This is a genomic window from Propionibacterium acidifaciens (genome assembly GCF_003798325.1).
In the GTDB taxonomy this organism is placed as follows: domain Bacteria; phylum Actinomycetota; class Actinomycetes; order Propionibacteriales; family Propionibacteriaceae; genus Propionibacterium; species Propionibacterium acidifaciens.
In genome coordinates this window covers 2,646,751-2,672,145 of sequence record NZ_CP033719.1, presented here as the reverse complement: position 1 = coordinate 2,672,145, position 25,395 = coordinate 2,646,751, and the positions used below count along the sequence as shown (strand labels likewise).

The 25,395-nt window shown below is 73.1% G+C and carries 24 protein-coding genes; 12 read left to right on the top strand and 12 right to left on the bottom strand.

Annotation, left to right across the window (positions count from 1 at the left end; genetic code table 11):
• Positions 1-48 precede the first annotated feature (48 nt).
• Positions 49-456, top strand: a complete 408-nt coding sequence (locus EGX94_RS11420; RefSeq protein WP_021798447.1) for an NAD(P)H-dependent oxidoreductase — start codon at positions 49-51, stop codon at positions 454-456.
• 101 nt (positions 457-557) lie between these two features.
• Here EGX94_RS11420 and EGX94_RS11415 read toward each other — a convergent pair whose 3' ends face one another.
• The 4 genes from EGX94_RS11415 to EGX94_RS11400 form a co-directional block, all read right to left on the bottom strand.
• Positions 558-830 (bottom strand): DUF6767 domain-containing protein, encoded by a 273-nt coding sequence (locus EGX94_RS11415; protein ID WP_043122846.1) that lies wholly within the window; start codon positions 828-830, stop codon positions 558-560.
• A gap of 187 nt (positions 831-1,017) precedes the next feature.
• Complete coding sequence (locus EGX94_RS11410; RefSeq protein WP_021798450.1) at positions 1,018-1,704, bottom strand: ankyrin repeat domain-containing protein; 687 nt, start codon at positions 1,702-1,704, stop codon at positions 1,018-1,020.
• 22 nt (positions 1,705-1,726) lie between these two features.
• Entirely contained in the window at positions 1,727-3,004 is a 1,278-nt protein-coding gene (locus EGX94_RS11405; protein ID WP_123826335.1) for a class I SAM-dependent RNA methyltransferase, read from the bottom strand.
• Complete coding sequence (locus tag EGX94_RS11400) at positions 3,001-5,025, bottom strand: APC family permease (RefSeq protein ID WP_028706638.1); 2,025 nt, start codon at positions 5,023-5,025, stop codon at positions 3,001-3,003. Before EGX94_RS11400 ends, EGX94_RS11405 begins: the two co-directional genes overlap by 4 nt.
• 137 nt (positions 5,026-5,162) lie before the next feature.
• Between EGX94_RS11400 and EGX94_RS11395 the strand changes: the two genes are divergently transcribed.
• Together EGX94_RS11395 and EGX94_RS11390 are read left to right on the top strand one after the other, a co-directional pair.
• Positions 5,163-5,810, top strand: a complete 648-nt coding sequence (locus EGX94_RS11395; protein ID WP_226906102.1) for a potassium channel family protein — start codon at positions 5,163-5,165, stop codon at positions 5,808-5,810.
• Positions 5,811-5,821: 11 nt separating this feature from the next.
• On the top strand, positions 5,822-6,475 hold the full coding sequence (locus EGX94_RS11390) for a potassium channel family protein (RefSeq protein ID WP_021796077.1): 654 nt from the start codon (positions 5,822-5,824) through the stop codon (positions 6,473-6,475).
• A gap of 121 nt (positions 6,476-6,596) precedes the next feature.
• Here EGX94_RS11390 and EGX94_RS11385 read toward each other — a convergent pair whose 3' ends face one another.
• The gene (locus EGX94_RS11385; protein WP_051245493.1) at positions 6,597-6,944 is read right to left on the bottom strand and encodes an OB-fold nucleic acid binding domain-containing protein; all 348 of its coding nucleotides are present in this window, start codon (positions 6,942-6,944) and stop codon (positions 6,597-6,599) included.
• A gap of 2 nt (positions 6,945-6,946) precedes the next feature.
• Positions 6,947-7,720, bottom strand: coding sequence for a DUF3710 domain-containing protein (locus tag EGX94_RS11380; RefSeq protein WP_021796078.1), 774 nt, complete (start codon positions 7,718-7,720; stop codon positions 6,947-6,949).
• Positions 7,721-8,056: 336 nt separating this feature from the next.
• On the opposite strand from EGX94_RS11380, the gene EGX94_RS11375 reads away from it, so the two are divergent.
• Positions 8,057-8,365: a DUF4235 domain-containing protein gene (locus EGX94_RS11375; RefSeq protein ID WP_021796072.1), complete on the top strand. Its 309-nt coding sequence runs from the start codon at positions 8,057-8,059 to the stop codon at positions 8,363-8,365.
• Positions 8,366-8,465: 100 nt separating this feature from the next.
• Here EGX94_RS11375 and EGX94_RS11370 read toward each other — a convergent pair whose 3' ends face one another.
• Positions 8,466-8,762, bottom strand: coding sequence for a DUF4193 domain-containing protein (locus EGX94_RS11370; RefSeq protein ID WP_021796073.1), 297 nt, complete (start codon positions 8,760-8,762; stop codon positions 8,466-8,468).
• A gap of 301 nt (positions 8,763-9,063) precedes the next feature.
• Here EGX94_RS11370 and sepH point away from each other — a divergent pair, with 301 nt between their 5' ends.
• Positions 9,064-10,182: a septation protein SepH gene (gene sepH, locus EGX94_RS11365; protein WP_028706640.1), complete on the top strand. Its 1,119-nt coding sequence runs from the start codon at positions 9,064-9,066 to the stop codon at positions 10,180-10,182.
• Here sepH and EGX94_RS11360 read toward each other — a convergent pair.
• Both EGX94_RS11360 and EGX94_RS11355 read right to left on the bottom strand, forming a co-directional pair.
• Positions 10,130-11,386 carry an alkaline phosphatase family protein gene (locus EGX94_RS11360; protein WP_021797700.1) on the bottom strand — a complete coding sequence of 419 codons (1,257 nt, stop codon included), beginning with the start codon at positions 11,384-11,386 and terminating at the stop codon, positions 10,130-10,132. The two genes, sepH and EGX94_RS11360, sit on opposite strands and share 53 nt — an antisense overlap.
• Complete coding sequence (locus EGX94_RS11355) at positions 11,383-11,973, bottom strand: DUF5998 family protein (RefSeq protein WP_043121800.1); 591 nt, start codon at positions 11,971-11,973, stop codon at positions 11,383-11,385. Before EGX94_RS11355 ends, EGX94_RS11360 begins: the two co-directional genes overlap by 4 nt.
• 168 nt (positions 11,974-12,141) lie before the next feature.
• On the opposite strand from EGX94_RS11355, the gene EGX94_RS11350 reads away from it, so the two are divergent.
• The 4 genes from EGX94_RS11350 (at position 12,142) to EGX94_RS11335 (ending at position 17,953) form a co-directional block, all read left to right on the top strand.
• On the top strand, positions 12,142-13,248 hold the full coding sequence (locus tag EGX94_RS11350) for an App1 family protein (RefSeq protein ID WP_081660663.1): 1,107 nt from the start codon (positions 12,142-12,144) through the stop codon (positions 13,246-13,248).
• A gap of 114 nt (positions 13,249-13,362) precedes the next feature.
• Entirely contained in the window at positions 13,363-14,376 is a 1,014-nt protein-coding gene (locus tag EGX94_RS11345) for an MDR family oxidoreductase (RefSeq protein ID WP_028706641.1), read from the top strand.
• Positions 14,377-14,480: 104 nt separating this feature from the next.
• A complete protein-coding gene (locus tag EGX94_RS11340) occupies positions 14,481-16,943 on the top strand; it encodes a DNA gyrase/topoisomerase IV subunit A (protein ID WP_021797029.1) in 2,463 nt (820 codons plus the stop codon).
• 95 nt (positions 16,944-17,038) lie between these two features.
• Positions 17,039-17,953: a 2-dehydropantoate 2-reductase gene (locus EGX94_RS11335; RefSeq protein ID WP_021797032.1), complete on the top strand. Its 915-nt coding sequence runs from the start codon at positions 17,039-17,041 to the stop codon at positions 17,951-17,953.
• A 99-nt stretch (positions 17,954-18,052) separates the two neighbouring features.
• On the opposite strand, the gene EGX94_RS11330 is transcribed toward EGX94_RS11335, so the two are convergent.
• Together EGX94_RS11330 and EGX94_RS11325 are read right to left on the bottom strand one after the other, a co-directional pair.
• Positions 18,053-18,295, bottom strand: a complete 243-nt coding sequence (locus tag EGX94_RS11330) for a hypothetical protein (protein WP_021797030.1) — start codon at positions 18,293-18,295, stop codon at positions 18,053-18,055.
• A 403-nt stretch (positions 18,296-18,698) separates the two neighbouring features.
• Complete coding sequence (locus EGX94_RS11325; RefSeq protein WP_226906027.1) at positions 18,699-20,780, bottom strand: DNA gyrase/topoisomerase IV subunit B; 2,082 nt, start codon at positions 20,778-20,780, stop codon at positions 18,699-18,701.
• 148 nt (positions 20,781-20,928) lie between these two features.
• On the opposite strand from EGX94_RS11325, the gene EGX94_RS11320 reads away from it, so the two are divergent.
• The gene (locus EGX94_RS11320) at positions 20,929-21,126 is read left to right on the top strand and encodes a DUF7455 domain-containing protein (protein WP_028706645.1); all 198 of its coding nucleotides are present in this window, start codon (positions 20,929-20,931) and stop codon (positions 21,124-21,126) included.
• 132 nt (positions 21,127-21,258) lie between these two features.
• The gene (locus EGX94_RS11315) at positions 21,259-22,356 is read left to right on the top strand and encodes an iron-containing alcohol dehydrogenase family protein (protein ID WP_021797033.1); all 1,098 of its coding nucleotides are present in this window, start codon (positions 21,259-21,261) and stop codon (positions 22,354-22,356) included.
• Positions 22,357-22,499: 143 nt separating this feature from the next.
• Here the strand turns inward: EGX94_RS11315 and EGX94_RS11310 are convergent, their stop codons facing one another.
• Positions 22,500-24,047, bottom strand: a complete 1,548-nt coding sequence (locus tag EGX94_RS11310) for an RNA polymerase sigma factor (protein WP_043120502.1) — start codon at positions 24,045-24,047, stop codon at positions 22,500-22,502.
• 364 nt (positions 24,048-24,411) lie between these two features.
• Between EGX94_RS11310 and EGX94_RS11305 the strand changes: the two genes are divergently transcribed.
• Positions 24,412-25,335 carry a sigma-70 family RNA polymerase sigma factor gene (locus tag EGX94_RS11305; RefSeq protein ID WP_028706647.1) on the top strand — a complete coding sequence of 308 codons (924 nt, stop codon included), beginning with the start codon at positions 24,412-24,414 and terminating at the stop codon, positions 25,333-25,335.
• The last annotated feature ends 60 nt before the right edge of the window (positions 25,336-25,395 follow it).

Sequence of the window (25,395 nt, the reverse complement as noted above, 5' to 3'; positions counted from 1 at the left end):
GGGCGCGGGTGGTCGGCGGCCTGCCCGGCGCTGAGAGCCGACCCGCTCATGGCGGCCACGCTCGACGCCCTGCTCGCCGCCGACGGACTCATCGTCATCACCCCGCTGCGGTGGAACAGCATCCCCGGCATGCTCAAGGGCTTCATCGACAAGGTGATGAAGGAGGGCGAGGGTCTCACGCACACGGTCTCGGCCCGCGGGGTCCGCGGCGAGCTGGGCAACCTGCGGCGCGCCTACGTGCTCACGACGAGCACTTCGCCGAAGGCCTGGATCCGCTTCCGCAACGGCAACGCGATCCGGCGCATCCTCATGAACCAGACGCTCCGCCAGCTGGGGGTGCGGCGCTCGACGTGGATTCACCACGGTCTGGTGAGAGGCGGCGCGGGCGGACGCCGGGCGCGTGAACGCCACGAGCGGTACCTGGCGCGCATCCGCGGCATGAACTTCCGGTTCTGAGGGGCGCACCGCCGGTGTTTCCGCGCAGGCCACGGCGGAACGGGACGCTCCGGAAGGGCCCCGGTCGCGGGTCCCCGCCGGAGGCGCCGGCATTCCCGGCGTCAGCGCCGCCGGCCCCACTGGCGGCCGGTCTCGCGGTAGCGGGCCAGCTGCTCGGCGTACATCTCCCGCAGGTCCGGGTCGTGCAGCACCATGTACACGAGACCGCAGTCCTGCGGGCCCGTGGCGTACGCCTGGCACTGGCTGCAGTAGTCCTCGGGCCGCAGCGGGCACATCGGGACGACGGCGCCGGCCGCCCTCGCTCGCGGAGCGCGCCCGGAGGCGTCGGAGCCGGACGCCGGTCCGGTGCCGGTCGTCGGCGTGTCCGCACCCATCGCACTCACCTCGCTCGCCTCGTCTCGGGGATCGTCCCGCAGGAACCGCTCCGGACCGGACGAGGGCCCGGCCCGTACCCGACGGTACGCCGGCCCGGAGCCGACGGAATCCTCACGTCCGCCCCGCAGGGGCCCGACAGGTCTGTCTCATCCACGTCCCACCGGCTTGGCCTTCTCGCGCAGCCCCTCAGGGCCCGTACACCTCTGCCAGGAGCACTGACAGGGGGCCCTCGGCGTGGAGCTCGCGGACCGTCCGCCCGGGATCGGCCGCTCCCCCGGGACCGGGCGGCGCGTACGAGACGTCCGCCCCGGCGTCCCTCAGCACGGTGAGTACGCGTCCGAGGTCCTCGTGCAGCTCTTCGGTGAACCTGCGGCTGCCCTCCTCGCGGTGCCTCGTCCGGTTGTACCGCGGAAGAATCTGTTGCGCCTGCAGGCAGAAACGCCACAGCCCGGAATTCCCGTACGAGTCCCTGGCGTTCACGTCGGCGCCGCAGTCGATCATTCTCTCCAGCACGGCAAGGGCCTTGTCGGCCTCCTCCTTCGTGGCGAAGACCCTGGTCCCGGAGAGCTCGTCGTCCGTGCTCCATCTGCTGCTCATGACGGCGCAGTTGATTGCGTCATGGACGACCGGGGCCCGCCACGCGTTGCAGCAGGAAGCGGCGTCCTCGATGAAGTTGACGTCGGCCCCCATGTCCATGAGGTACTCCGCGATGTCCATGGTCCCGCTCTTCAGGGCCACCTGCAGAGGCGACTGGCCGTCGTCCTTCTTGGGAGGCTGCCGTGCAACGCAGTTGACCAGTTCGGGCTTCCCCCGGACGAGCCGCTCGACCGTCTCCGCCTCGTTGCGCCTGATCGCCCTGAAGAGTTTCCTCACGTCCAGTCTCCATCACTGCGGGTCATCGTTCGGGTCCATCCCGTCCGGGCTCTCCCGCCCGTCCCCGTCGGCCGTGGGTCTCGAGGCCTCTCCTCAGGAGGGCGACCGTCTCGACGTGGTGGGTCATCGGGAAGACGTCGAGGGCCCGCAGGCCGGCCAGCCGCCAGCCCCGGGCTGCGAAGCGGCCCACGTCGCGGCCCAGGGCGGCCGGGTCGCAGGCGACGTAGACGACGGCCCGGGCGCCGAGCCCGGTCACGGCCTCGACGACCCGCCGGTCGACGCCGGTGCGCGGCGGATCGAGGACGACGACATCGGCGTCGGGCAGTCGGCCGAGGGCCCGCTCGACGCGGGAGGCGATGAACCGGGCCCGCGGCACGTTGGTCCGGGCCAGGTGGACCGCCGGGCCGTCCGACTCCACGCCGGTGACCCGGGCGCCGGCCCGGTCGAGGACGCCGGCGAACAGGCCGGCGCCGCAGTACAGGTCCAGGGCCCGCTCCCCCGGCCGCACCTCCAGGGCGTCCAGGACCGCGCCGGCCAGGGCGTCGGCGGCGCCGGGGTGCACCTGCCAGAAGCCGTCGGCGCGGACCCGCAGGTCGAGTCCGCGCACCCGCTGGGTGACGACCGCCTCGCCGTCCAAGAAGCGCCCGCCGCTCGTGACCGTCACCCCGGAGTCGGCGACGGTCACGACGATCTCGCGCCCGGCCCGGTCGGCGTACCGGGCGAGTTCGTGCGGCCGGGGCCCGCGCGGATCGGCGAGCAGGAAGCCGGTCCCGGCCGGCGCCTCGACGAGCTCGTCGGAGTGGAAGCCCCGCATGCCGACGCGGCCGTCGACGTGCAGATAGCGCATGCGGGTGCGCCAGCCCCAGCCGTCGTCGTCGCCGGGCACCGCCTCGACCGGCACCGCCGGCCCGGCGCCGTCACCGGGCCCGGCTCCCCCGGGGCCGCCGTCGAGCCCGCCCAGGCGCGCAGGCTCCTCGACGCCGCCCAGGCGGGCGAGCTGCTCGGCGACGACGAGCCCCTTCATGCGCCGCTGGGCGTCCAGGGAGGCGAAGGCGAGGTCGGCCCCGGTGCAGGCGGCCGGCGGCAGGTCGAGGTCGACGCGCTCGGGCGAGGCCTCGAGCACCCGCGCGACGCGGCCCCTCCAGAAGCGATCGTGGCGGGTGTCGGTGAGCTCGACGAGGACGCTCTCGCCGGGCAGGCCCCCTCGCACGAAGACGACCCGGCCCTCGTGGCGCGCCACGACGTGGCCGCCGTGGGCGGGCGGGCCGAGCACGAGCGGCCCGATGACGGGCCCGCTCACGAGCGGGCCCCCTGCAGGGCCCGCGCCCGGGCCGCCTCGCGTTCGAGGCGCGCCTGCCGCCGACGGGCGGCCAGCTGCCGCCCCGAGCGGATCTGGTAGGGCACCGAGGTGACCATGACGCCGGGCATGAAGTGGAGCCGGGTGCGGATCACGAGGGCCGTCTGGTTGTGCAGCAGCTGCTCCCACCAGTGGCCCACGACGAACTCGGGGATGTAGACGCAGACGATGTCGCGCGGGTTGTCGCTCACGATCCGGCGCACGTAGCCGACGAAGGGCCCGGTGATCTGACGGTACGGCGAGGCGACGATCTTCAGCGGGACGCCCAGGTCCTCGTCCTCCCAGGCCTCGGTGAAGCGGGCCGTCTCGACGGGGTCGACGGCCACCGTGAGCGCCTCGAGCCGGCTCGGGTGGGTGGCCTTGGCGAACTGGATCGCCTTGACCGTCGGCTTGTTGACCGCGTTGACCATGACGACGGCGTGCACCCTGCTGGGCAGGGCCAGGTCGGACTCGTCGATGTCGTCGACCTCCTCGCGCACCGTCCGGTAGTGGCGGCTGATGGCGTGCATGAGGACGTAGACGACGGCCATGGCCAGCAGCGCCATCCAGGCGCCGTGGAGGAACTTGGAGGCCAGCACGATGACGAGCACGACGCCGGTGAGGCCGGCGCCGACGGCGTTGACGACGCGGCTGCGCCGCATGCGGCGGCGCGCCGCCGGATCGGACTCGGCGCCCAGGTGGCGGTTCCAGTGGATGATCATCGAGATCTGGCTGAGCGTGAACGAGATGAACACGCCGACGACGTACATCTGGATGAGCATCGTGACCGAGGCGTTGAAGACGAGGACGAGCACGACGGCCCCGACAGCGAGCGTCATGATGCCGTTGGAGTAGGCCAGCCGGTCGCCGCGCTGGTGCAGCTGGCGGGGCAGCCAGCCGTCGCGGGAGAGGATCGAGCCCAGTGTCGGGAAGCCGTTGAAGGCGGTGTTGGCGGCGAGGAAGAGGATGACGACGGTCATCGTCACGAGGAAGTAGAAGCCGACGCCGAAGCCCGGGTAGAAGACGGCGCGCGCCAGCTGGCCCATGATCGTCGTCGTCGCGCCGTGCACCTGGGTGCCGTCGGGGGTCACGAAGTGACTGCCCGCCGCAGGGTCGATCCGCCGGGCGCCCGTCAGGCGGGCCATCACGAGGATGCCCAGGAGCATCGAGACGGCGATCGTGCCGAGCAGGAGCAGCGTCGCGGCCGCGTTGCGCGACTTCGGGGCGCGGAAGTTCGGCACCCCGTTGCTGATGGCCTCGACGCCGGTGAGGGCGGCGCAGCCCGACGAGAAGGCGCGGGCCAGCAGGGCGAGGGCGCCGAGGCCGACGAGCGGCTCGTAGCGCCCGGTGCCCACGACGGTCCAGTCGGCGGTCTCGGCGCGGACGCTCTGGCCGAGGACGAGGATCCGGACGAGGCCCCAGACGATCATGGCGCCCACGCCGGCCATGAACAGATAGGTGGGCACCGCGAAGATGCCGCCCGAGTCGCGGATGCCGCGCAGGTTCACCGACATGAGCGCGACGATGACGACGGCCGCGACGACGCCCTCGTGGCCCGCCATCCACGGCAGCATCGCCTCGGCGTTCTGCACCCCGGAGCTGACCGACACGGCGACGGTGAGCACGTAGTCGACGAGCAGCGCGCTCGCCACGACGAGGCCGGCGTCGGGCCCGAGGTTCCTCGTGACGACCTCGTAGTCGCCGCCGCCCGAGGGGTAGGCGTGCACGGTCTGGCGGTAGCTCGCCACGACGACGAGGAGGACGACGCCCACGGCGATGCCGATCGGGATGGAGAGCACGAAGCCGGACATGCCCGCCAGCGAGAGGGTCAGCAGCACCTCGTCGGGAGCGTAGGCGACCGAGCTCAGGGCGTCGGACGCGAAAATCGGCAGCGCGATGCGCTTGGGCAGGAGCGTGTCGCCGAGCTGGGTGCTCGCGAGCTTGCGTCCGACGAGGACGCGCTTCACACGATCTGTGACACTCACGGCCAGCCAGCCTAACCCCGCACCGGGCCGGAGGCTTCATGATGCGGCTAATCTTGTCAGCGTGCTGCCGCCGGGCGTCCGCACCGGGCGGCCCGGGGCGCAGTCGTGGGGCGGAGGTCGACGTGCACATCATCATCATGGGTTGCGGCCGGGTCGGTTCGACACTGGCCCGCGGCCTGGAGAGACGCGGCCACGCCGTCTCCGTGATCGACCAGAGCGCCGACTCCTTCCGCCGGCTCGGCTCCGAGTTCAGCGGCCACACCTACAAGGGCGTCGGCTTCGACCGCGACGTGCTCCTCAAGGCCGGCATCCGCACCACCGACGGCTTCGCCGCCGTGGCGAGCGGCGACAACTCCAACATCCTCGCGGCGCGCGTCGTGCGCGAGGAGTTCGGCGTGCAGAACGTCGTCGCCCGCATCTACGACCAGGGCCGCGCCGAGGTCTACGAGAAGCTCGGCATCCCCACCGTCGCCACCGTCCGCTGGTCCGCCGGTCAGGTGATGAACCGGCTCCTCGACGACACGGCCACCCCCGTGTGGCGCGACCCGTCCGGCACGACGGCCCTCTACCAGGTGCCCTTCTCGCCCGAGTGGGCCGGCACCCCGGTCAAGGGCATCGAGCACCGGCTCCACCTGCGGGTGCCCTTCCTCACCCGCCTGGGCACCGGCATGGTGCCGACCCGCGACGTGCTGGTCCAGGAGGGCGACGTGCTCTACGTCGCCGTCGCGTCCGAACGCATCGGCTCGGTCTTCGAGACCCTGTCGAACGCCCCCGAGCAGGCCTGAGGAGAGGAACCATGCGCGTCTCCATCGTCGGCGCCGGCAATGTCGGCCGGTCCATCGCCCGCGAGCTCATCGCGAACGGGCACGAGGTGCTCCTCATCGAGAAGGACCCCCACGCCATCCGCTCCGACACCGTCCCGGAGGCCGAGTGGCTGCTCGCCGACGCCTGCGAGATGGACTCGCTCGCCGAGGCCGACCTCGAGACCTGCGACGTGGCCATCGCCGCCACCGGCGACGACAAGGCCAACCTCGTCCACACGCTGCTCGCCAAGACGGAGTTCGGCGTGCCCCGCACCGTCGCGCGCGTCAACCACCCGAAGAACGAGTGGATGTTCACCGAGCAGTGGGGCGTCGACGTGGCCGTGTCGACGCCGCGCATCATGTCGGCCCTCGTCGAGGAGGCCGTTTCCGTCGGCGCGGTCGTGCGCCTCATGACCTTCACCAAGAGCTCCGCGAACCTCGTCGAGCTGACCCTGCCCGCCGAGTCGCCGGCCATCGGACGACGGGTGCGCGAGCTGAGCCTGCCCGGCGACGGGGTGCTCGTGGCGATCATCCGCGACGGACGGGCGCAGCCCCCGCTGCCCGACGCGGCGGTCGAGGAGGGCGACGAGCTGCTCTTCACGATCAGCGAGGACCACGAGCGGGAGCTGTCGGCCTGCCTGGCCTGACAGGGCGTCGCCGGCGCGCGACGACCGGACGGGGACGCGCGGGCAGGCGCGACCCAGGAGCCGGCGCGGCGGGGCCCGGAAGGAGGCCCCGCGGCCGTGAAGACGGATCCTGGCCGGCGGCTCAGGGAAGCAGCTCGTAACCGGGGTTGAACATGACGCGACGGCCCCCGCGCTCGCTGATGAGGCCGGTGACGCGCAGGGACCGCCCGGGCGTCACGCCGGCGATCCGGTGGCGGCCCATCCAGATGAGCGTGAGCGCGCCCGTGCCGTCGGTGAGCTCGGCCTCGAGCCAGCGGTGCTCGGCCGCGGGGGTGACGGTGAGGATCGCCACCTGCCCCTGCACCGTGAGACGCCGGCGGGTGGGGGCGTCGGCGATGGCGACCGGCCCGCGGCCGGCCCCCTCGTCGGCGGGCCCCTCCTCGGGCCCGCGGCCCCGACCGAGCAGCCGGGACAGGAGGCCGCCGGCCATGGTCACCGCGTCCCGGCGGACGCCCCGGAGGCCCGGTTCGCGACCTCGGGCGGCATCGTCATGGGGATGAGCTCGCCGGGCACCTTCGGCCTGTCGCCGCGGCGGACGACCGTGTTGGCGAAGAGCTCGTAGAGCAGCTCGGTGGAGCCCTTGAGGCCCTCGGCCAGGCCGGCCTCGCCCATGAGGACGCCGCGCAGCAGCCAGCGGGGGCCCTGGGCGAACCAGGTGCGCGAGACGTGGTAGCCGTGCTGACCCTGCTGGGTGGTGATCGGGACGACGCGGCGCACCTCGGTGCCGAACGGCCCCTCGGTCAGGGTGGCCTTGCCGCCGGCCTTCCGGGCGTTGGCGATCATCTCGTCGCGCACGTCGGCGCGCATGTCGCGCCCCGCCGGCGCGGCGAACAGCGACAGCTCCATGACGGACTGGCCCGAGACCACCAGGAGCGCCTGCAGCTGCTGGGTCTGCTGGTTGACCTGGAGCTGGAGCTGCATGCCGTCGAAGGGGGTCAGGATGAGCGCGTCGAAGTCCATGCGCTCGACGTCGTCGGCGTCCAGGTCGACCTCGGACAGGTCGAAGGGACCCTCCTCGCGCCAGTCGCGCGAGGCGTCGAGCCGCCGCCACTCATCGAGCTCGTCCTCGGGCTCGGCGTCGTCGCCGGAGTCCTCGTCCTCGGTGTCATCGGGGTCGGCAGCGGGGTCGTCGTCGGACCCGTCCCGCCCGACGAGCTCGTCGAGCTCGTCCTCGTCAGCCGCCCTGCGCTTCTTGCGTCCGAACATTCAGGCTTCCCACCATCATCTGCATCTGCTGAGCTTCACATTGCGACAGGCCCGGTGCCATGCCGTGCCCCAGCCTAACGCCGCGCACGAACACCCCGGCCGGACCGTCCGGCCCCGTCGTCCCTGAATCGGCGCGGAGCACCCGGGACCGACGCGGAACACGGGTCCGGCCGTGCCCGGACGCCATCGGCCCGACCGGGCACCGGCGGTCGTCCTCGCGGGGCACGGGTCGGACGCCGCCGGCCCGGCAGCGGGGTCCGGCGGGCCGACACCGACGACCCCTAGGATGGAGGGGCCGCCGGCCGCGCCCGCGGACCGGCATCGGAGGGAGGCAGGATGGCATCTCGCACCACAAACACCCAGTTCAAGGTGCTCGCCGGGGTCCTCGGCACGGTCGGCGTCTTCGCAGGCCAGAAACTTCTCAACGCCTCGTGGAAGACGATCACCGGCGAGAAGCCGCCGGACCCGAGCGATCCGGAGGTCCCGCTGGCCAAGGCAGCGGGGTGGATCATCGCCAGCGGCGTCGGCATGGCGGTCCTCCAGCTCGTCGTGGAGCGCTTCACGGCGGCCAGGGTCGCCCGGCTCACCGGGGAGATCCCCGACCTGGCCGCCAGGCGCCGGTTCCCCATCGGCCTGCGTCACTGACGTCCCCGCCCCATGATCCGGCACGGACACGCACGAGGGCCCGCACCGTGACGGTGCGGGCCCTCGTGCCGTGCCGGATCGTGGGGCCGGCCGGCTCGACTCAGACGCAGTCGACGCAGTAGGGCTTGCCGTTGCGCTCCTCGGCGAGCTGGCTGCGCGACTTCACGAGGAAGCAGCTCGCGCAGGTGAACTCGTCGGACTGGCGCGGCAGGACGCGCACGGTCAGCTCCTCGTGGGACAGATCGGCGCCGGGCAGCTCGAATGACTCGGCGGCCTCCGCCTCGTCCTCGTCGACCTTGCCGGAGTTCTTGTCGTTGCGACGGTTCTTGAGCTCCTCGATCGAATCCTCGCGTGACTCCTCATCAGTTTTGCGGGGTGCATCGTAATCAGTCGCCATGATGACCTTCCGAACCAGTGGGTGGGCTTCGTACCGGCGCCTGCTGAGAGGACCTCCAGACCGGTAAATCGTGGGCATCATACCCAAAGAACTCGCAGAACGAACACCGTGCCGAGAAGCGGTCCGGGCGCCGCATCCGGGGCGGGGGCGGCGCCCGGGGCCGATCCCGGCCACAGGGCATGCCGCGGCGACCGGGCGGCGTGCCGACGCGGTAGATTTGCCCCTGTCATGCGTCCGGTCGCGTGATCCCATGACCGATCTACAGGCCCGGGCATCCGGGCAGGATGCGGGGAGATGCCAGATGGACAGTGCCTTGACGCCACGGGAGATCCAGTCCCGCATCCGCGCCGGCGAGTCCCCCGACGACGTCGCGCGGGCGGCCGGGGTGCCGGTCGACGGCATCGAGGGCTACGCGGCCCCCGTCCTGGCCGAGCGCGAGCACATGGCCGAGATGGCGCAGGCGGCGCAGTGCCGGCGCGGCAACGGCCGCGGGCCGGCCCCGCTGGGCGAGGCCGCCCGCGCGCGCCTGGGCTCCGAGGGCATCGACGCCGACTCCGTCGACTGGGACGCCTGGCGCGAGGAGGACCGCGCCGATCGGCACTGGACCGTGCAGGCCAGCTACCGGATCGGCTCGACCGTCAAGCAGGCGCGCTTCGACTTCGACCCCCGCGGACGGTTCGCGGTGGCGGCGAACGACGACGCTCGCTGGCTCCTCGGCGAGGAGCCCCCGAGGCCGCGCACCCCGATCCGCAGGGCCGACCCGGACGCCGAGCCCACCGTCGACCTCAATGACGAGATGGCGCTCGTGCGGGCCGTCCAGCCGGGCCAGCAGCCAATCGTCGGCGGCGGCGCCGCGCTCGCCGAGGTCTACGGGGCCGCCGAGTCGAGCGGCTTGGAGGACGCCGAGGACGAGCTCGAGCACACCGGGCTGACCAAGATCGACGGCGTCTACGAGCTCGTGCCCAATCCGACCTCCGACATGGACGTGCTCTACGACATGCTCTCGGGCTTCGACGAGGACTCCGTCCACGTCTACGCCGGCCTCAACCAGCCGATCGCGGTGGGCGGTGCGGAGGACGGGCGCGCCGGCGAGGACGGGCGCGACGTGGACGGGCCCGACGACCGCTCCGCCGGGGCCGACCGGGACCTCGGCGCCCGGGGCGCCGAGGAGGCGCCCGCCGGGGCCGGCGGGCCGGAGCGGGCCGGCAGGGACCGCCCCGGGAGGGGACGGACCGCGAAGAGGGAGCACCCGGCCGGGCAGGGCCCCGAAGAGCCCGAACAGGACCCGCTGCCGGAGGCGGCGCCGGAGAAGAGGCCTCCGCGCAAGCGCAGGGGCCACCGCGCCTCCGTCCCCAGCTGGGACGAGATCATGTTCGGCGGCCCGAAGGGCCCCGACGACTCCGGCGCCCCCCTGCGCTGAGCCGGGACGCCGACGGGCCGGTCGGCCGACCGTCTGGAGGAGCCGGACGACGGGGCCGGGGTTCCACCCAGTCCAGTCCCTCGTCGACGAGCAGAGGGACGAGCATCTCGTCGGGCTCCGGCGAGCCGTGCTGGCCGACGAGCGCGAACTCGCGCTCCCTCGTGCGGGTCATGACGGCCCAGTCCCCACGGGCGGCGACGAGGACGTCGCCCAGCCGTTCGGCGACCCCGGGTGCGAGCTCCGGGCCGAACCAGCCGGCCTCGACGGCCTCCTCGCGGGTGCGGACCCAGGCGCGTTCGCCCATGATCCGCGCCCAGCGGGCCGCGACGGCGTGCGGTTCGCGCGTGTAGAGATAGCGCAGCCGGCCCTCGCCGCCGATGAGTTCGAGCCCTTCGGCCAGGCCCGGGACGTCCTCGATGACGACCCGGTGCCGGGCCGGGACGTCGACCATGCCGTGGTCGCCGGTGACGAGCAGGCAGACGTCGGCGGGCAGCGCCCGCCGCAGGACCTCGAGCCCGGCGTCGACGCGGACCAGCCGGTCGAGCCACTGCCCCGAGCCGACGCCCCTGCCGTGACCGGTGTGGTCGAGCTCGCTCTCGTAGACGTAGGCGAGCGCGGGCCCGGCGGCGACGGCGGCGAGGATCGTCTCGAGCCGGGCCGCCATGGGGGCGTCCCGGCCGAAGCCGCGGAAGGACCCGCCGCGCAGCGCCGCGCGCGTGAGGCCGCTGCGGCGGAACCGGCTGCGCGAGACGGTGGTGACGGCGACGCCGGCCCGCTCCAGGCGCTCGAACCAGGTGGGCACCGGTTGCAGCAGCTCGGGGTCGGGGTCCAGTGGCCCCCAGTCGAGGGGGCGCAGGAGGTCGCCCGCCCTCGAGGGGCGGAAGGAGTAGCCGACGATGCCGTGCACGCCGGGCGGGCGACCGGTGCCGAGCGTCGTGAGCGAGCAGGCGGTGGTGGCCGGCACGGGCGCGCTGAGCGGGCGGGCGTCGGCGAGCAGCCGGGGGATGCGGCCGAGCGCGGGAAGGTTGGCGAGCAGTTGGTTCCAGCCCAGTCCGTCGACGAGCACGAGCACGTAGGCGCGGGCGGGCGGCACGTCCAGGGCGCCGGGCGGGGCGTCGGGCGCCCCGAGGCGGTGGGCGACCGCCGGGAGCAGCTCGGCGAGCGTGCCGCTGCCGTAGTCGGGGGCCGCCGGGTCGGCGCTCACCGCGGGACCGGCCCGTGGGCCAGGCGCTGGAGGGCGCCGGCGAACTCGACGAGGCGCTGCACGTTCTCGGCGCCGTCCGCGGCCGGGCTCATGCGGATCGTGATGTCCTCGCCGACCGCCTCGCCGTCGAAGCCGTGGTCGGCCGTGCACGACGGGTCGCCGCAGTGGGCCGGGACGATCTGCAGGCGCCGCACGGCGTCCCAGGTGAGGGTCAGCCAGGTCTCGACGACGGACGCCTCGGCGCTGCCGTACCGCTCGGGGTGGGACAGGACGCGGCTCACCGTGATGACGCCGAGCAGCCACAGCGGAACCGACTCGCTCGTCGTGACGGCGGTGTCCGCGCCGCGGGCGTCGGTCTCCTCGTCGGTGTGGCTCACGATGAGGCGCCCGGGCGTGAGGACGAGGACCGTGAGATGGCGGATGATGCCCTCGGGCCCGACCGTGGCCTCGTGCTGGACGAGGAAGTCGACGACCGTCTCGTCCCCGAGGGCCGTGGACACCGAGTCCTCGACGAGCTCGGGGAAGAAGCCGCACTCGTCGACGCGGTCGCGCAGGGCCTGCGGAAGGGCGGAGGGGCTCGTGTTCATCACGCCCCCATCGTGCCACCCCGGGGCCCGCCGGGCGGGGACCGGCGTGTCCGCCCCGCCCGGCCGCGGGCGCCTCCACCAGCCTCACCGGGGTCCCGGAGGCGGGCCGCCTCCCGGGCGGGACGGTCGTGGCCCGCGAGGCCCCGGGGCGCCCGTTAGGGTGGGGTCATGAGGCACGGATCGGTGATCGGCGTTCACGCCAACGACTTCGTGACGCGTCGCATCGGCGCCGTGCTGGGGCGGCGCGGCTGGCGCGAGCGGCCCGTCCCCTTCATCGGCTACGGCACCCCGGGGCGCGTGCGCGTGCTGGGGCGGCTCGTCCTGCGCCCCGACGACGAGAAGCTGCTGCCGGCGCACGCCGCGGCATGGCTGCACCGCCGCGGCTGGCGCAACTTCCTCGAGCTCCCGGCCCCGCACCGTCCGGTGCGGCTGACGGTCGCCGGCCGCACACGGACCCTGCGCACCGACCGCCGCGGCTACGTCGACACGATGGTCGACTCCGAGCTCGCCCCCGGCTGGCACACGATGCACCTGGCCGCCGGCAACGGCTCGGGGGCCGAGATGCCCGTGCGGATCATCGACCCCGACGAGGACTTCGGCGTCATCTCCGACATCGACGACACGATCATCAGCACGTGGATGCCCCGCCTGCTCCTCGCCATCTGGAACAGCTTCTTCCAGCTCGAGGGCAACCGGCGGGCGGTGCCGGGCATGGCGCGCCTGTACCAACGGATGCTGGCCGAGCACCCGGGCGCGCCGATCTTCTACGTCTCGACCGGCCCGTGGTCCTCGATCCGCTTCCTCGAGCGGTTCATGACCCGGCACGGCTTCCCGCCCGGCGCGCTCCTGCTCACCGACTGGGGGCCCACCCGCACCGAGTGGGTGCGCTCGGGCACGGACCACAAGCGCCGCACGATGGCCGGGCTCGCCCGCGAGCTCCCGACCATCCGCTGGGTGCTCGTCGGCGACGACGGCCAGCACGACCCCGAGCTCTACGAGGAGTTCGCGCAGGAGCACCCCGGGCGGGTGCGGGCCGTGGCGCTGCGCTCGCTGAGCCCCACCGAGCAGATCCTCGCCCACGGCACGGTGCCGCCGCTGGCCGAGCCGCGCCGCCACTGGCGCCCGCGCCGGGTGCCCTCGCTCCACGGCGCCGACGGCGACGCCCTGTGGCCGGCGCTGGCCGACGTGCTGGGCCTCGGGGACGAGCCGACGACCGTCCGGCGGCCGGTCGCCCGGCGGGCGGGGCGCCGGCGGGGCTCCCCCGCGGGGTCCTGAGCGGCCGGCCCGCCCGGAGGCCCGACGAGCGGAGCTCCTTGCGGAACCCCCGGCCGGCACGGCATTCTGGGAGGGCTCTCCCACCGGGCCGCCCCGAACCACTGGAGGTGCAGCATGCCGCGCGCCATCGTCATCCGTTCCAACCCCGCCCACGAGCACGGCGACGACCGGCCCGTCAACACCGCGGCCGTCGAGGAGGTCGACGAGTCCTTCCTCGGCGACGACCCGGTACTCGTCGAGGTCAGCCACTCGAGCATCAACTACAAGGACGCCATGGCGCTCACGGGCCTGCCCGGCATCGTCCGCCGGACACCGCTCATCGGCGGCATCGACCTGGTCGGCACCGTCCGGCAGTCCTCCGACCCGCTCTGGCGGCCCGGCGAGGCGGTCCTCCTCAACGGGATCGGCATGTCCGAGACCCGCAACGGCGCCTTCAGCGAGCTCGCCCGCGTGCCCGGCGACCGCCTCGTCGCCCTGCCGTCGTGCCTGAGCCCCGCCCGGGCCGCGGCGCTCGGCACGGCCGGCTACACCGCGGCCCTGTGCTTCCTGCGGCTGCGCCGGGCCGGGCTCGTCACCGGCCCCGAGCGGCCCGTCCTCGTCACCGGCGCCACCGGCGGCGTCGGCTCGGTCGCCATCCTGCTGCTCGCCGCGGCGGGCCACCACGTCGCGGCGCTCACCGGCCGCCCCGAGGAGCTGGGCGACTACCTGCGGGGCCTGGGCGCCGAGCGGATCGTCGACCGCGCCGAGCTGTGCGACCAGCGGGGCGCCCTCCAGAAGCAGCGCTGGTCCGGTGTCGTCGACACCGTCGGCGGCCAGGTGCTCGTCAACGCGCTGGCCCAGACCGCCTACTCCGGCACCGTCACGGCCTGCGGCCTGGCCGGCTCCCCCGCCCTGCCCGGCACCGTCATGCCGTTCATCCTGCGCAATGTGACCCTGGCCGGCGTCGACTCCGTCGAGGCCCCCGTCGAGGCCCGCCGCGAGGCCTGGGGCCTGCTCGCCGCGCTGCCCGGCGAGCGCATCGACGCCGTCACCGCGCGCACCGTGCCGCTCGACGGCGCCATCGGTGCCGCCGAGGAGCTCATCGGGCACCGCGCGCACGGCCGCACGGTCGTCGAGGTGCGCGCCTGAGCCGGGTGCTGGCTGATCGGCCCCCGACCGGCGTGGAATGATTCCCCCCGTCGCCCCGATGCCCGAGAATCGGGGCTGGCCCACAGTCAGGAGCAGATCAGCAGATGACACGCACCACGACGCCCCCCGAGGACGACTTCGAGGAACGCATCATCGACGTCGACGTCTCGAACGAGATGGAGTCCTCCTTCCTCGAGTACGCCTACTCGGTCATCTACGCCCGCGCCCTGCCCGACGCCCGCGACGGCCTCAAGCCGGTGCAGCGGCGCATCCTCTACGGCATGAGCCAGCAGCGGCTGCTGCCCGACCACCCCTTCGTCAAGTGCGCCCGCGTCGTCGGCGACGTCATGGGCAAGCTGCACCCGCACGGCGACTCGGCCATCTACGACGCCCTCGTCCGGATGGGCCAGGACTGGTCGATGCGGCTGCGGCTCGTCGACGGCCACGGGAACTTCGGCTCGCTCGACGCCGGGCCCGCCGCGATGCGCTACACCGAGTGCCGCATGGCCCCCGCCGCGCTGCCGATGATCGAGGGCCTCGACGAGGACACCGCCGACTTCCGCCCCAACTACGACGGCAAGGAGACCGAGCCAGCCGTCCTTCCGGCCGCCTTCCCGAACCTGCTCGTCAACGGGGCGACCGGCATCGCCGTCGGCATGGCGACGAACATGCCCTCGCACAACCTCGTCGAGGTCGTCCAGGCGCTGAAGCACCTGCTGGGGCACCCCGACGCCGACCTCGACGAGCTCATGCGCTTCATCCCGGGCCCGGACCTGCCCACCGGCGGCAGGATCGTCGGGATGGGCGGCATCCGGGACGCCTACGCCACCGGCCGAGGCAGCTTCCGGACCCGCGCGACGGCCCGCATCGAGCAGGTGAGCCCGCGCCGGCGCGGCATCGTCGTCACGGAGCTGCCGTTCGCCGTCGGGCCCGAGAAGATCATCGAGCAGATCAAGCACCTGGTCCAGACGAAGAGGATCACCGGCATCGCCGACGTCAAGGACCTCACCGACCTGACCAACGGGCTGCGCCTCGTCATCGAGGTCAAGAACGGCATCAACCCCGACGCCCTGCTCGCCCAGCTGTACCGGCACACGAAGCTGGAGGACTCCTTCGGCATCAACAACGTGGCGCTCGTCGACGGCCAGCCGCGCACGCTCGGGCTCAAGGAGCTCCTGCAGGTCTACCTCGACCACCGCCTCGACGTCTGCCTGCGCCGCGCCCGCTTCCAGCTCGACAGGGCGCAGGAGCGCCTGCACCTGGTCGAGGGCCTGCTGCTGGCGATGATCGACATCGACGACGTCATCGCGATCATCCGCTCGTCCGAGGACGCGGGCCAGGCCAGGGAGCGCCTCATCGCCGCCTTCGAGCTCGACGAGATCCAGGCCAACCACATCCTCGACATGCAACTGCGCCGTCTCACGAGGCTCAGCCGCATCGAGCTGGAGACCGAGCGCGACGAGCTGAGGCGCCGCATCGAGGAGCTCACCGGGATCATCGAGGACCCGCAGCGCCTCCACCGGGTCGTCTCCGACCGGCTCACCGAGGTCGCCAGGAGGTACGGCACGCCGCGCCGCACGGTGCTGCTGGAGGACTCCGGGGCCGCCCTGCCGGCCGCCGCCGAGCCGCTGGAGATCCCCGACGGCCCGTGCTGGGTCATGCTCGGCTCGGCAGGCCTCGTCGCCCGGATGAACCGTCCCGAGGGCGCCGCGCACCCCGACGCGCTGCCGGCCTCCGGGCCGCGCGGACGCCACGACGTCATCGTCTCGGCGATCGCCACGAGCACCCACGCCGAGTTCGGCGTCGTCACGACGGCCGGGCGCCTCGTGCGGGCCCGCGTCATCGACCTGCCCGAGACCGTGCAGACGGCCAACGCGCCGAGCCTGCGCGGCGGCGCCCGGCTCACCGAGCTCGTCGCCCTCGAGCGCGACGAGCGCCCCCTCGCGCTCACGACGCTCGACCCCGACGGCCCAGGACTGGCGGTCGGCACACGGGCCGGCGTCGTCAAACGGGTCAACCCCGAGGTGCTCACCCGCGACGCGTGGGAGATCATCCGGCTCGACGACGGCGACGAGCTCGTCGGCGCGCTCCAGCTCGTCGACGAGGACGACGACCTCGTCTTCGTCACCTCGGACGCCCAGCTGCTGCACTTCCCCGCCTCGCTCGTGCGCCCGCAGGGCCGCGGCGGCGGCGGCGTGGCGGGCATCCGACTCGGCGAGGACGCGCAGGCCCTCTGGTTCGGCGCCTCGCCGACGAGCGGCGCCGTCGTCGTGACGGTGTCGGGCTCCTCGGAGGCCCTGCCCGGCACCGAGGCCGGTTCCGTCAAGCTCACCGACTTCGCCGAGTACCCGGCCAAGGGCCGCGCCACCGCCGGGGTGCGCTGCCACCGCTTCCTCAAGGGCGAGGACGCCCTGACGCTCGCCTGGGTCGGCCCGGCGCCGGCCGTCGCCGCCGCGGCCAGCGGCTCGGCCGTCGACCTGCCCCCGGCGACCGGGAAGCGGGACGGCTCCGGAACGCCCCTGGTCCGGCCGGTGGCGGCGGTCAGCTCCCGCGTCATGCCGCACTGAGCGATCACTGCGCGGTTCCGGCTCGTCCTGCGGTCCCCGTGCGTCTTCGCACGACAACCGCGGGGTCGGGCAGCACCCGCCCGTAGACTCGGGCCATGAGATTCGCTGTCGTCGGTGCCGGTGGCGTGGGTGGTTTCCTCGGCGGGCGGCTGGCCCGCGCCGGTCACGACGTGTCCTTCGTCGCCAGGGGCCGCACCCTCGAGGCGCTGCGGGCCGACGGGCTGCGGCTGGTCGGTGACGAGGAGTTCACCGTGTCGGTCACCGCGACCGACGACCCGGCTGCAATCGGCCCAGTCGACTACGTGCTCAGCTGCGTCAAGGCCACCCGGATCACCGAGGCGCTACGGACCGCCGGTCCCCTCATCGGCCCCGGCACGGCCGTCGTCACCACCCAGAACGGCGTGGACGGCCCGCGCCTGACCGCCGGGGTCGTCGGCGATGGTCACACGCTCCCCGGCGTCATGAAGATCTTCGCCATGACCGAGCAGCCCGGAGTCATCGCCCGCCACGGCGGGCCGGGGACGCTCGAGGTCGGCGAATGGGACAACGCCGGCACCGTCCGCGTCCGCGCCCTGCGCGAGGCGCTGGAGGGGGCGGGCATCGGCTCACCCGAGCCGGACGACATCTGGGCCGCCCTGTGGCGCAAGGCCATGATGGTGATCCCGCTCGGCGAGCTGGGCGCCATGACCGGGCTGACCCTCGGCGAGCTGGGCGCTCGGCCCCAGCTGGCCGACCTGTGGCGCCGAGCCACCGCCGAGATCGCCGCCGTGGCGCAGGCGCAGGGCGTCGACGTGGGGGCGGACGCGGTCGACGAGATCATGGCCTTCAACGCCCGCCAGCCCGCCGGCAGCACCGCCTCGCTGTGCCGCGACCTGATGGCCGGCCGCCCCAGCGAACTCGACCCGCAGACCGGCGCGATCGTCCGGCTCGCGCACGAGGCGGACGTGCCGGTCCCCCTGCACGACCTCATGCACGAGGTGCTGCGCCTGGGCCGGGCCCGGGCCGGCTGATCAGCCCCGCCCCCGCCCGGCCGCGATCTGCGGCACCCGGCCGGGCAGGACCAGCAGGCCGGCGGCGAGCACGACGGCGATGCCGACGATGCCGAGGTACTACGTGTTCTCGGCGCCGGTGGGACGGGCTCCGAGGCCGACGCACAGGCCGAACATGGGCGGGGCCAGGGGCGAGGCGACGCGGCCGACGTTCTGCGGCGTCGGGACCCGGTCGATGACGCCGTTGCAGAGCGAGCCGGCGACCTCGGAGGCGACCGTGCCCAGGTCCAGCATGATGAAACCCGCCCACAGAAAGACGGACTCGTCGGCGATGAGGAACAGGGCGGCGTCGACGGCCGCCACGGCCCAGGGTGAGGACCCGCAGGGCGCTCATCGTCCGGCCGGTGCGGTCGGTGTTCCGGCCCAGCACGGGCGCGACGAGGGCGATCACGGCAGAGGCGATCGTCATGCAGACCAACTGCACGTACCAAACTGCACGTAGGCGGTGTGGTTGGCCGAGCCGAACGAGGGGCCGACCAGGTAGACGGGGAACACGAGGATCGTGACGACCGTGTTCCACGGCTGGGTGCCCCAGCCCCACAGGGCCCGGGCCAGGACGCGGGTGCGCGAGGCGGCGTCGACCGGTGCGATGGGCGGCCCGGGACGGGGCGGGCCCGTCCGGAGACGGCTGTGCCGGCCGAGCTCACCGCTCCAGGCTACGGACCGGGCCAGCGGGCCGGACCGTGTCCCGGTGACCGGACACGGCTCACACGTCGATGCGGTCCTCGTCGAGCTGGTAGGCGCCGGCGACGATGAACTCCTTGCGCGGGGCCACCTCGTTGCCCATGAGCAGCTCGAAGGTGCGCGATGCGGTCTCGGCGTCGTCGATGGTGATGCGGCGCAGCATCCGGTGGCGCGGGTTCATCGTCGTGTCGGCCAGCTGGTCGGCGTCCATCTCGCCGAGGCCCTTGTAGCGCTGCGGCTCCTTGAAGCGGATCCGCTTCTTCGTGAGCTCGGCCGTCTTCCGCTGGTACTCGGGGTCGGAGTAGGTGTAGATGTACTTCTCCATGCCCTTGCGCGGATTCGTCAGCTCGAAGCGGTGCAGCGGCGGGACGGCGCTGTAGACGCGGCCGGCCTCGATCATCGGGCGCATGTAGCGGAAGAAGAGCGTGGCGAGCAGGCAGCGGATGTGGGCGCCGTCGGAGTCGGCGTCGGCCATGAAGATGACCTTGCCGTAGCGGGCCTGGTCGAGGTCGAAGCCGGCCCCCGAGCCGGCGCCGACGACCTGGATGATCGCCGAGCACTCCTGGTTCTTCAGCATGTCGCCGAGGGAGGCCTTCTGGACGTTGAGGATCTTGCCGCGGATGGGCAGCAGGGCCTGGAACTCGCTGTCGCGGGCGCGCGAGGCGGTGCCCAGGGCCGAGTCGCCCTCGACGATGAACAGCTCGCTGCGCTCGCCATCGGCGCTGCGGCAGTCCTTCAGCTTGGGCGGCATGGAGCTCGACTCGAGCGCGTTCTTGCGGCGCTGGTTCTCCCGGTGGGCCCGGGCCGCCCGACGGGTGCGGGAGGCGTTGACGACCTTCTCCATGAGGGCGCGGGCCTGGGCACGCACGGCGGGTCGGGTCGAGCCCAAGTAGTCCCCCATCCGCTCCTCGACGATCCGGGCCACCAGGCGGGTGACCGGCGGCGTGCCGAGGACCTCCTTGGTCTGCCCCTCGAACTGCGGCTCGGGCAGGCGCACCGTGATGACGGCGGTGAGGCCCTCGAGGATGTCCTCCTTGACGACGTCGTCGCTGGCCCGCAGCAGCCGGGTGCCGTCCAGGCCGGTGACGAAGGCCCTCGTGAGACCGCGCTCGAAGCCCTGGACGTGGGTGCCGCCCTTGGGGGTGGCGATGATGTTGACGAAGGAGCGCTCGACGGTGTCGTAGCCGTTGTCCCAGATGACGGCGATGTCGACGTCGAGCCGGCGCTGGACGTCGGTGGGCGTCATGACCCCCGACTCGTCGAGCATGGGAACCGTCTCGACGAACGAGTCGGAGCCCTGGAGGCGCAGCACCTCGGTGACGGGCTCGCCGGTGCTCAGGAAATCGGCGAACTCGCTGATGCCGCCGTCGTGCCTGAAGGACTCGCGGACCGACTCGGGGCCGCGCTCGTCGTCGAGGACGATCTCGAGGCCGGGCACGAGGAAGCTGGTCTGGCGAGCCCTCTCGACGAGCTTTTCGACGGACAGCTGGGCGTCCCCGAGGAAGATCTGCCGGTCGGGCCAGTAGGTGACGCGGGTGCCCGTCACGCCCTTGCGCACCCTGCCGACGCGGCGCAGCCCCCCGCCGGGGGTGAAGCCGGCGTCCGGGCCGTCGCCGTCGAAGACGCCGGGGACGCCGCGCCGGAAGCTCATGGCCCAGGTGGCGCCGTCGCGGTCCACCTCGACGTCGAGGCGGGAGCTCAGGGCGTTGACGACCGAGGCCCCCACGCCGTGCAGGCCGCCGGCGGCGCCGTAGGAGCCGGCGCCGAACTTGCCGCCGGCGTGCAGCTTCGTGAAGACGACCTCGACGCCGGTGAGGCCGGTGCGCGGCTCGATGTCCACGGGGATGCCCCGCGCGGCGTCGGCGACGTGGATCGACCCGTCGGCGCGCAGCGCGACCTCGATGCGCCTGCCGAAGCCGGCCAGCGCCTCGTCGACGGCGTTGTCGATGATCTCCCACAGGCAGTGCATGAGCCCGCGGGTGTCGGTGGAGCCGATGTACATGGCGGGGCGCTTGCGGACGGCCTCGAGGCCCTCGAGGACGAGTAGGTTCTTCGCCCCGTAGGAGCGCCGCTCGGAGTTCTTGCTGCTCGTGGTGCTGGACACGAGCGGAACTTTATCGGCGCGCACCGACGATCCCCGGCAGCGGCAGGCCCCGTGGACCGGTTCGGCGCGGCGGGGCCTCCGGGCCGAGCCGGGGCCGGCCTCCCCCGGATCGGCCCGCCTGTTGTCCCCTGCGCGTACTGTGGGTGCCGTGAGCACGCCCGTTGTTGAGAACACCCGGTTGACCGCAGCCGACCGCTGCGACCGATGCGGTGCGCAGGCCCATCTGAGGGTGCGGCTCGCGAGCGGCGGGACGCTCCTGTTCTGCGCGCACCACGCCCGCGCCCACGCCGAGAAGATCAAGGAGGTCGCCGTCCGTCTGGAGGGCGACACCTCGCTCCTCAGCTGAGCCCCCTGCGGCGCGCCGGGCGCCCGCCCCGGCACCGGCCCGACGGGGCTAATTCTTCACCCGGGGTCCGTCCCGGCGGCGGGCCGCCCCGGCACCGGCCGGGTCCGGCGGACGACGAAGCGGAGGCCGACGATGAGCAGCACGTCCAGCACCTATCTGCCCGACTGGACGATCGGCGGCGCCGACGTCCACACCGCGCTCCCCGGGATCGTCTCGGCCCACGGCTCGAGCGCCGTCATCATCGGCGGACGCCGCGCCATGGCCGCCGCCGAGCCGAGGATCCGCGGGGCGCTCGAGGGCTCCCCCGTGTCCGTCACCGGCTCCTTCGTCGCCGGCGACGAGGCCACCCAGGAGAAGGCCGACGAGCTCCAGGGCGCCGACGAGGTGGCCCGCGCCGACGTGATCCTCGCCGTCGGCGGCGGCAAGATGATCGACCTGTGCAAGCTGCTGTCCATCCAGACCGGCAAGGCCCTCGTCACCATCCCGACGATCGCCTCGACCTGCGCGGCCGTGACGCGCGTCGGCGTGATCTACCACCCCGACCACTCGTTCAGTCGGCACATCTTCCGCAACCGCCCGGCCGAGCACACCGTCATCGACACCGACATCATCGCCAGGGCCCCCACCGTGTACCTGTGGGCCGGCATCGGCGACGCCCTGAGCAAGCAGGTCGAGAGCCCCTTCAGCTCGCGCGGCCTCGCCCTGGGGCACTCCGACCGCGTCGGCGTCGACATCTCGCGCCGCGGGGCCGAGCCGCTGTTCGCCCACGGCGCGCAGGCCCTGGCCGATGCCGAGCGGGGCGAGGCGAGCGACGCCGTGCGCGAGATGGCGCTCACCATCCTCGTCACCACCGGGCTCACGAGCGTGCTCGTCCAGCACCGGTTCAACTCCTCGTTCGCCCACGCGGTGTACAACGCGCACACGACGATGCCGGACGCCGGGAACCATCTGCACGGCGAGATCGTCAGCCTCGGCGTCCTCGTCCTGCTCACCCTCGACGGGCAGTTCGCCGAGCGCGACCGCTTCCACGACCTCAACGCCTCCCTCGGCCTCCCGACGCGGACCGACCAGGTCTCCGTCGGGCCCGGGCGCCTCGACGAGTTCACCGACCGCATCATGGACTTCGTCAGGCCCGAGGAGGCCCCCTACCCGATCACCCGCGCGATGGTCCACCAGGCGCTGCTCGACCTCAACGCCTACTCGGCGGCCCGCGAGGCCGAACGCCCCTGAGGCCGAGACCGGGCGGCCGCGGGCGGCGGCCCCACGGTCCCGCGAGGCGGCGCCGGGCGGGACGCGCGCCATCGGGCCGGCCCAGGCGGGAGGGACCGCCGGGGGCGGCGAGGAACAGCCCCGCCCGCGCGGGCCCGGATGCGTCAGTCCAAGTAGTCGCGCAGCACCTGGGAGCGGCTCGGGTGGCGCAGCTTGCTCATCGTCTTGGACTCGATCTGGCGGATGCGCTCGCGCGTCACGCCGTAGACCTTGCCGATCTCATCGAGGGTCTTGGGCTGGCCGTCGGTGAGGCCGAAGCGCATCGAGACGACGCCCGCCTCGCGCTCCGACAGGGTGTCGAGCACGTCGTGCAGCTGCTCCTGGAGGAGCGTGAAGTTCACGGCGTCGGCCGGGACGATGGCCTCGGAGTCCTCGATGAGATCGCCGAACTCCGAGTCGCCGTCCTCGCCGAGGGGGGTGTGCAGGCTGATCGGCTCGCGGCCGTACTTCTGCACCTCGATGACCTTCTCGGGGGTCATGTCGAGCTCGACGGCCAGCTCCTCGGGGGTGGGCTCGCGGCCCAGGTCCTGGAGCATCTGACGCTGGACGCGCGCGAGCTTGTTGATGACCTCGACCATGTGGACGGGGATGCGGATCGTGCGGGCCTGGTCGGCCATGGCGCGGGTGATGGCCTGCTTGATCCACCACGTGGCGTAGGTGCTGAACTTGTAGCCCTTGGTGTAGTCGAACTTCTCGACCGCCCTGATCAGGCCGAGGTTGCCCTCCTGGATGAGGTCGAGGAAGAGCATGCCGCGGCCGGTGTAGCGCTTGGCCAGCGAGACGACGAGGCGGAGATTGGCCTCGAGCAGGTGGTTCTTGGCGCGGTGTCCGTCCTCGGCGATCCACTCGAAGTCCTCGCGGTCGGCGGGCTTGATCCTTCCGGGGTGCTGGGCGAGCTGCTCGTCGGCGAACAGCCCGGCCTCGATGCGCTTGGCCAGGTCGACCTCCTGGGCGGCATTGAGGAGGGCCACCTTGCCGATCTGCTTGAGGTAGTCCTTGACGGGATCGGCGGTGGCGCCGGCGACTGTCACCTGCTGCTCGGGCTCGTCCCCGTCGTCCTTGTCGGAGAGGCTGAAGCCCTTCGTGTCCTCGTTGATCTCGGCCTCGTCCCTCTCGGCCGCGCTCCGGTCGAACGCCGACTCGTCGACGTCGTCGAGCGTGCGCTTCCTGCCGCCGGCGCGCACGACGATGTCGTCGCCGTCGCGTTCGAAGGTGACCTCGATGCCGTCCGCCTCGGCGGTGCCCTCGGGCTTGCCGGCCATGGCCTTCGTGAGGACGGCCTTGCTCGTCGTGCCCGTGCCGCCCGAGGACGCCCCCCTGGCCGGCGCCCGGCGGGCGGACCTCCTCCTCGTCCCGGTCTTCTTCGTCTTCGTCCCGGCGCCCCCCTCGGACGTCCGCTTCCTCGTCGTCCTGCGGGTCGCGGCGCCCTTGGCCGGCTCGCCCGCCGCGCCCTTCGCCGGCGCGGCCTTGGACGACGCACTCCTCGACGTCGACCGCTTGACCGCGGTGCCCTTCGTCCCGGTATTCTTGGCCAGAGCGCTCTTCGTGCGGGTGCGGGCCGGTCTCGTGGCCTTCTCCGCCGACGCGGCGCCGGCTTCCTCGGAGGTCTGGACAGGGTTCTTGGTGGGAGCCGTCACAGGGGACCTTTCCAATTGGTGAAGCGTTCGACGGGCCCGGGGCATCGGTCCGGGACCAGGGCGCACTCAAGGCTGCATGTGTCAAGAGGACGCCACCCACCAGTGTGTCACCCGGCAACAAACGGCAGCCGTCCGGCCTGGTCCGCCCGCCGTCCGAACGGCCCGTCGGGAGACGCCAGGCACCGCCCAGGAGCGACGAAGACGCTGGTCACAGGGCCACGGACCACCGCCCCGCGTCCCGCTGCGGTCGCTGGGGGCATCAGACCGCGGTGGCAGGACCACCCGCGGATGGACCTCTTCTCAACTTTCCTGCGGCCTCCGGGATGGTTTTCCCCCGCCGAGTTGTTGGAAACTATGGATGGACGACGGAAGGGAACCGATGGAGAAGACTCGCGCACGCAGCAACGACGGCATCGACGGCAAGGACTCGGTGGGCCTCTACCTCGAGTCGATCGCCAAGACCCCGCTGCTCGACGCCGCCGAGGAGGTTGAGCTCGCCCGACTCATCGAGGCCGGCCAGTACGCTCAGGCGATCCTCCGCGGGGACGCCGAGACGACGAGCGACGCCACCCGCGAGGAGCTGGAGACCATCGCGGAGGAGGGCGAGCACGCCATGCAGCACTTCGTGCGCGCCAACCTGCGCCTGGTGGTCTCCGTGGCCCGCAAGTATGGACGCTCCCAGATGCCGCTGCTGGACCTGGTCCAGGAGGGCAACACCGGCCTCATCCGCGCCGTCGAGAAGTTCGACTACGCGAAGGGCTTCAAGTTCAGCACCTATGCGACGTGGTGGGTGCGCCAGGCCATCAGCCGCGGCATCGCCCAGCAGGGCCGCATCGTGCGCCTGCCCGTGCACGTGGCCGAGCAGGTCAACCAGATCCTCGCGGTGCGCCGCAACCTGGAGCGCAACCTGGGCCGCGAGCCGGAGGTGGCCGAGATCGCCGAGGAGCTCGGGGTCGAGGAGTCGAAGGTCGTCGACCTCATCCGCTACTCGCGCGAGCACGTCAGCCTCGACGCCCCGGTCGAGGACGACGGCGACACCTCGCTCGGCGATCTCATCGCCCGCGAGACGGCGCCGGGCCCCGACGAGCTCGTGCTCGACGCCGAGGACCGCACGCGCTTGGAGGGCATGCTCTCCGACTTGGACGAGCGCTCCGCCGACGTCATGCGCCGCCGCTACGGCCTCCTCGACGGCCGCCAGGCCAAGCTCGCCGACATCGGCGCCGTGTGGGGCATCACCGCCGAGCGCGTGCGCCAGATCGAGCGCGCCGCCCTCAACCAGCTGCGCCTGACCGCCTCGGTCTGAGCCCGGACGCGACGGAGGGGCCCGCCATGGCGGGCCCCTCCGTCGCGTCCACCGCCGGCG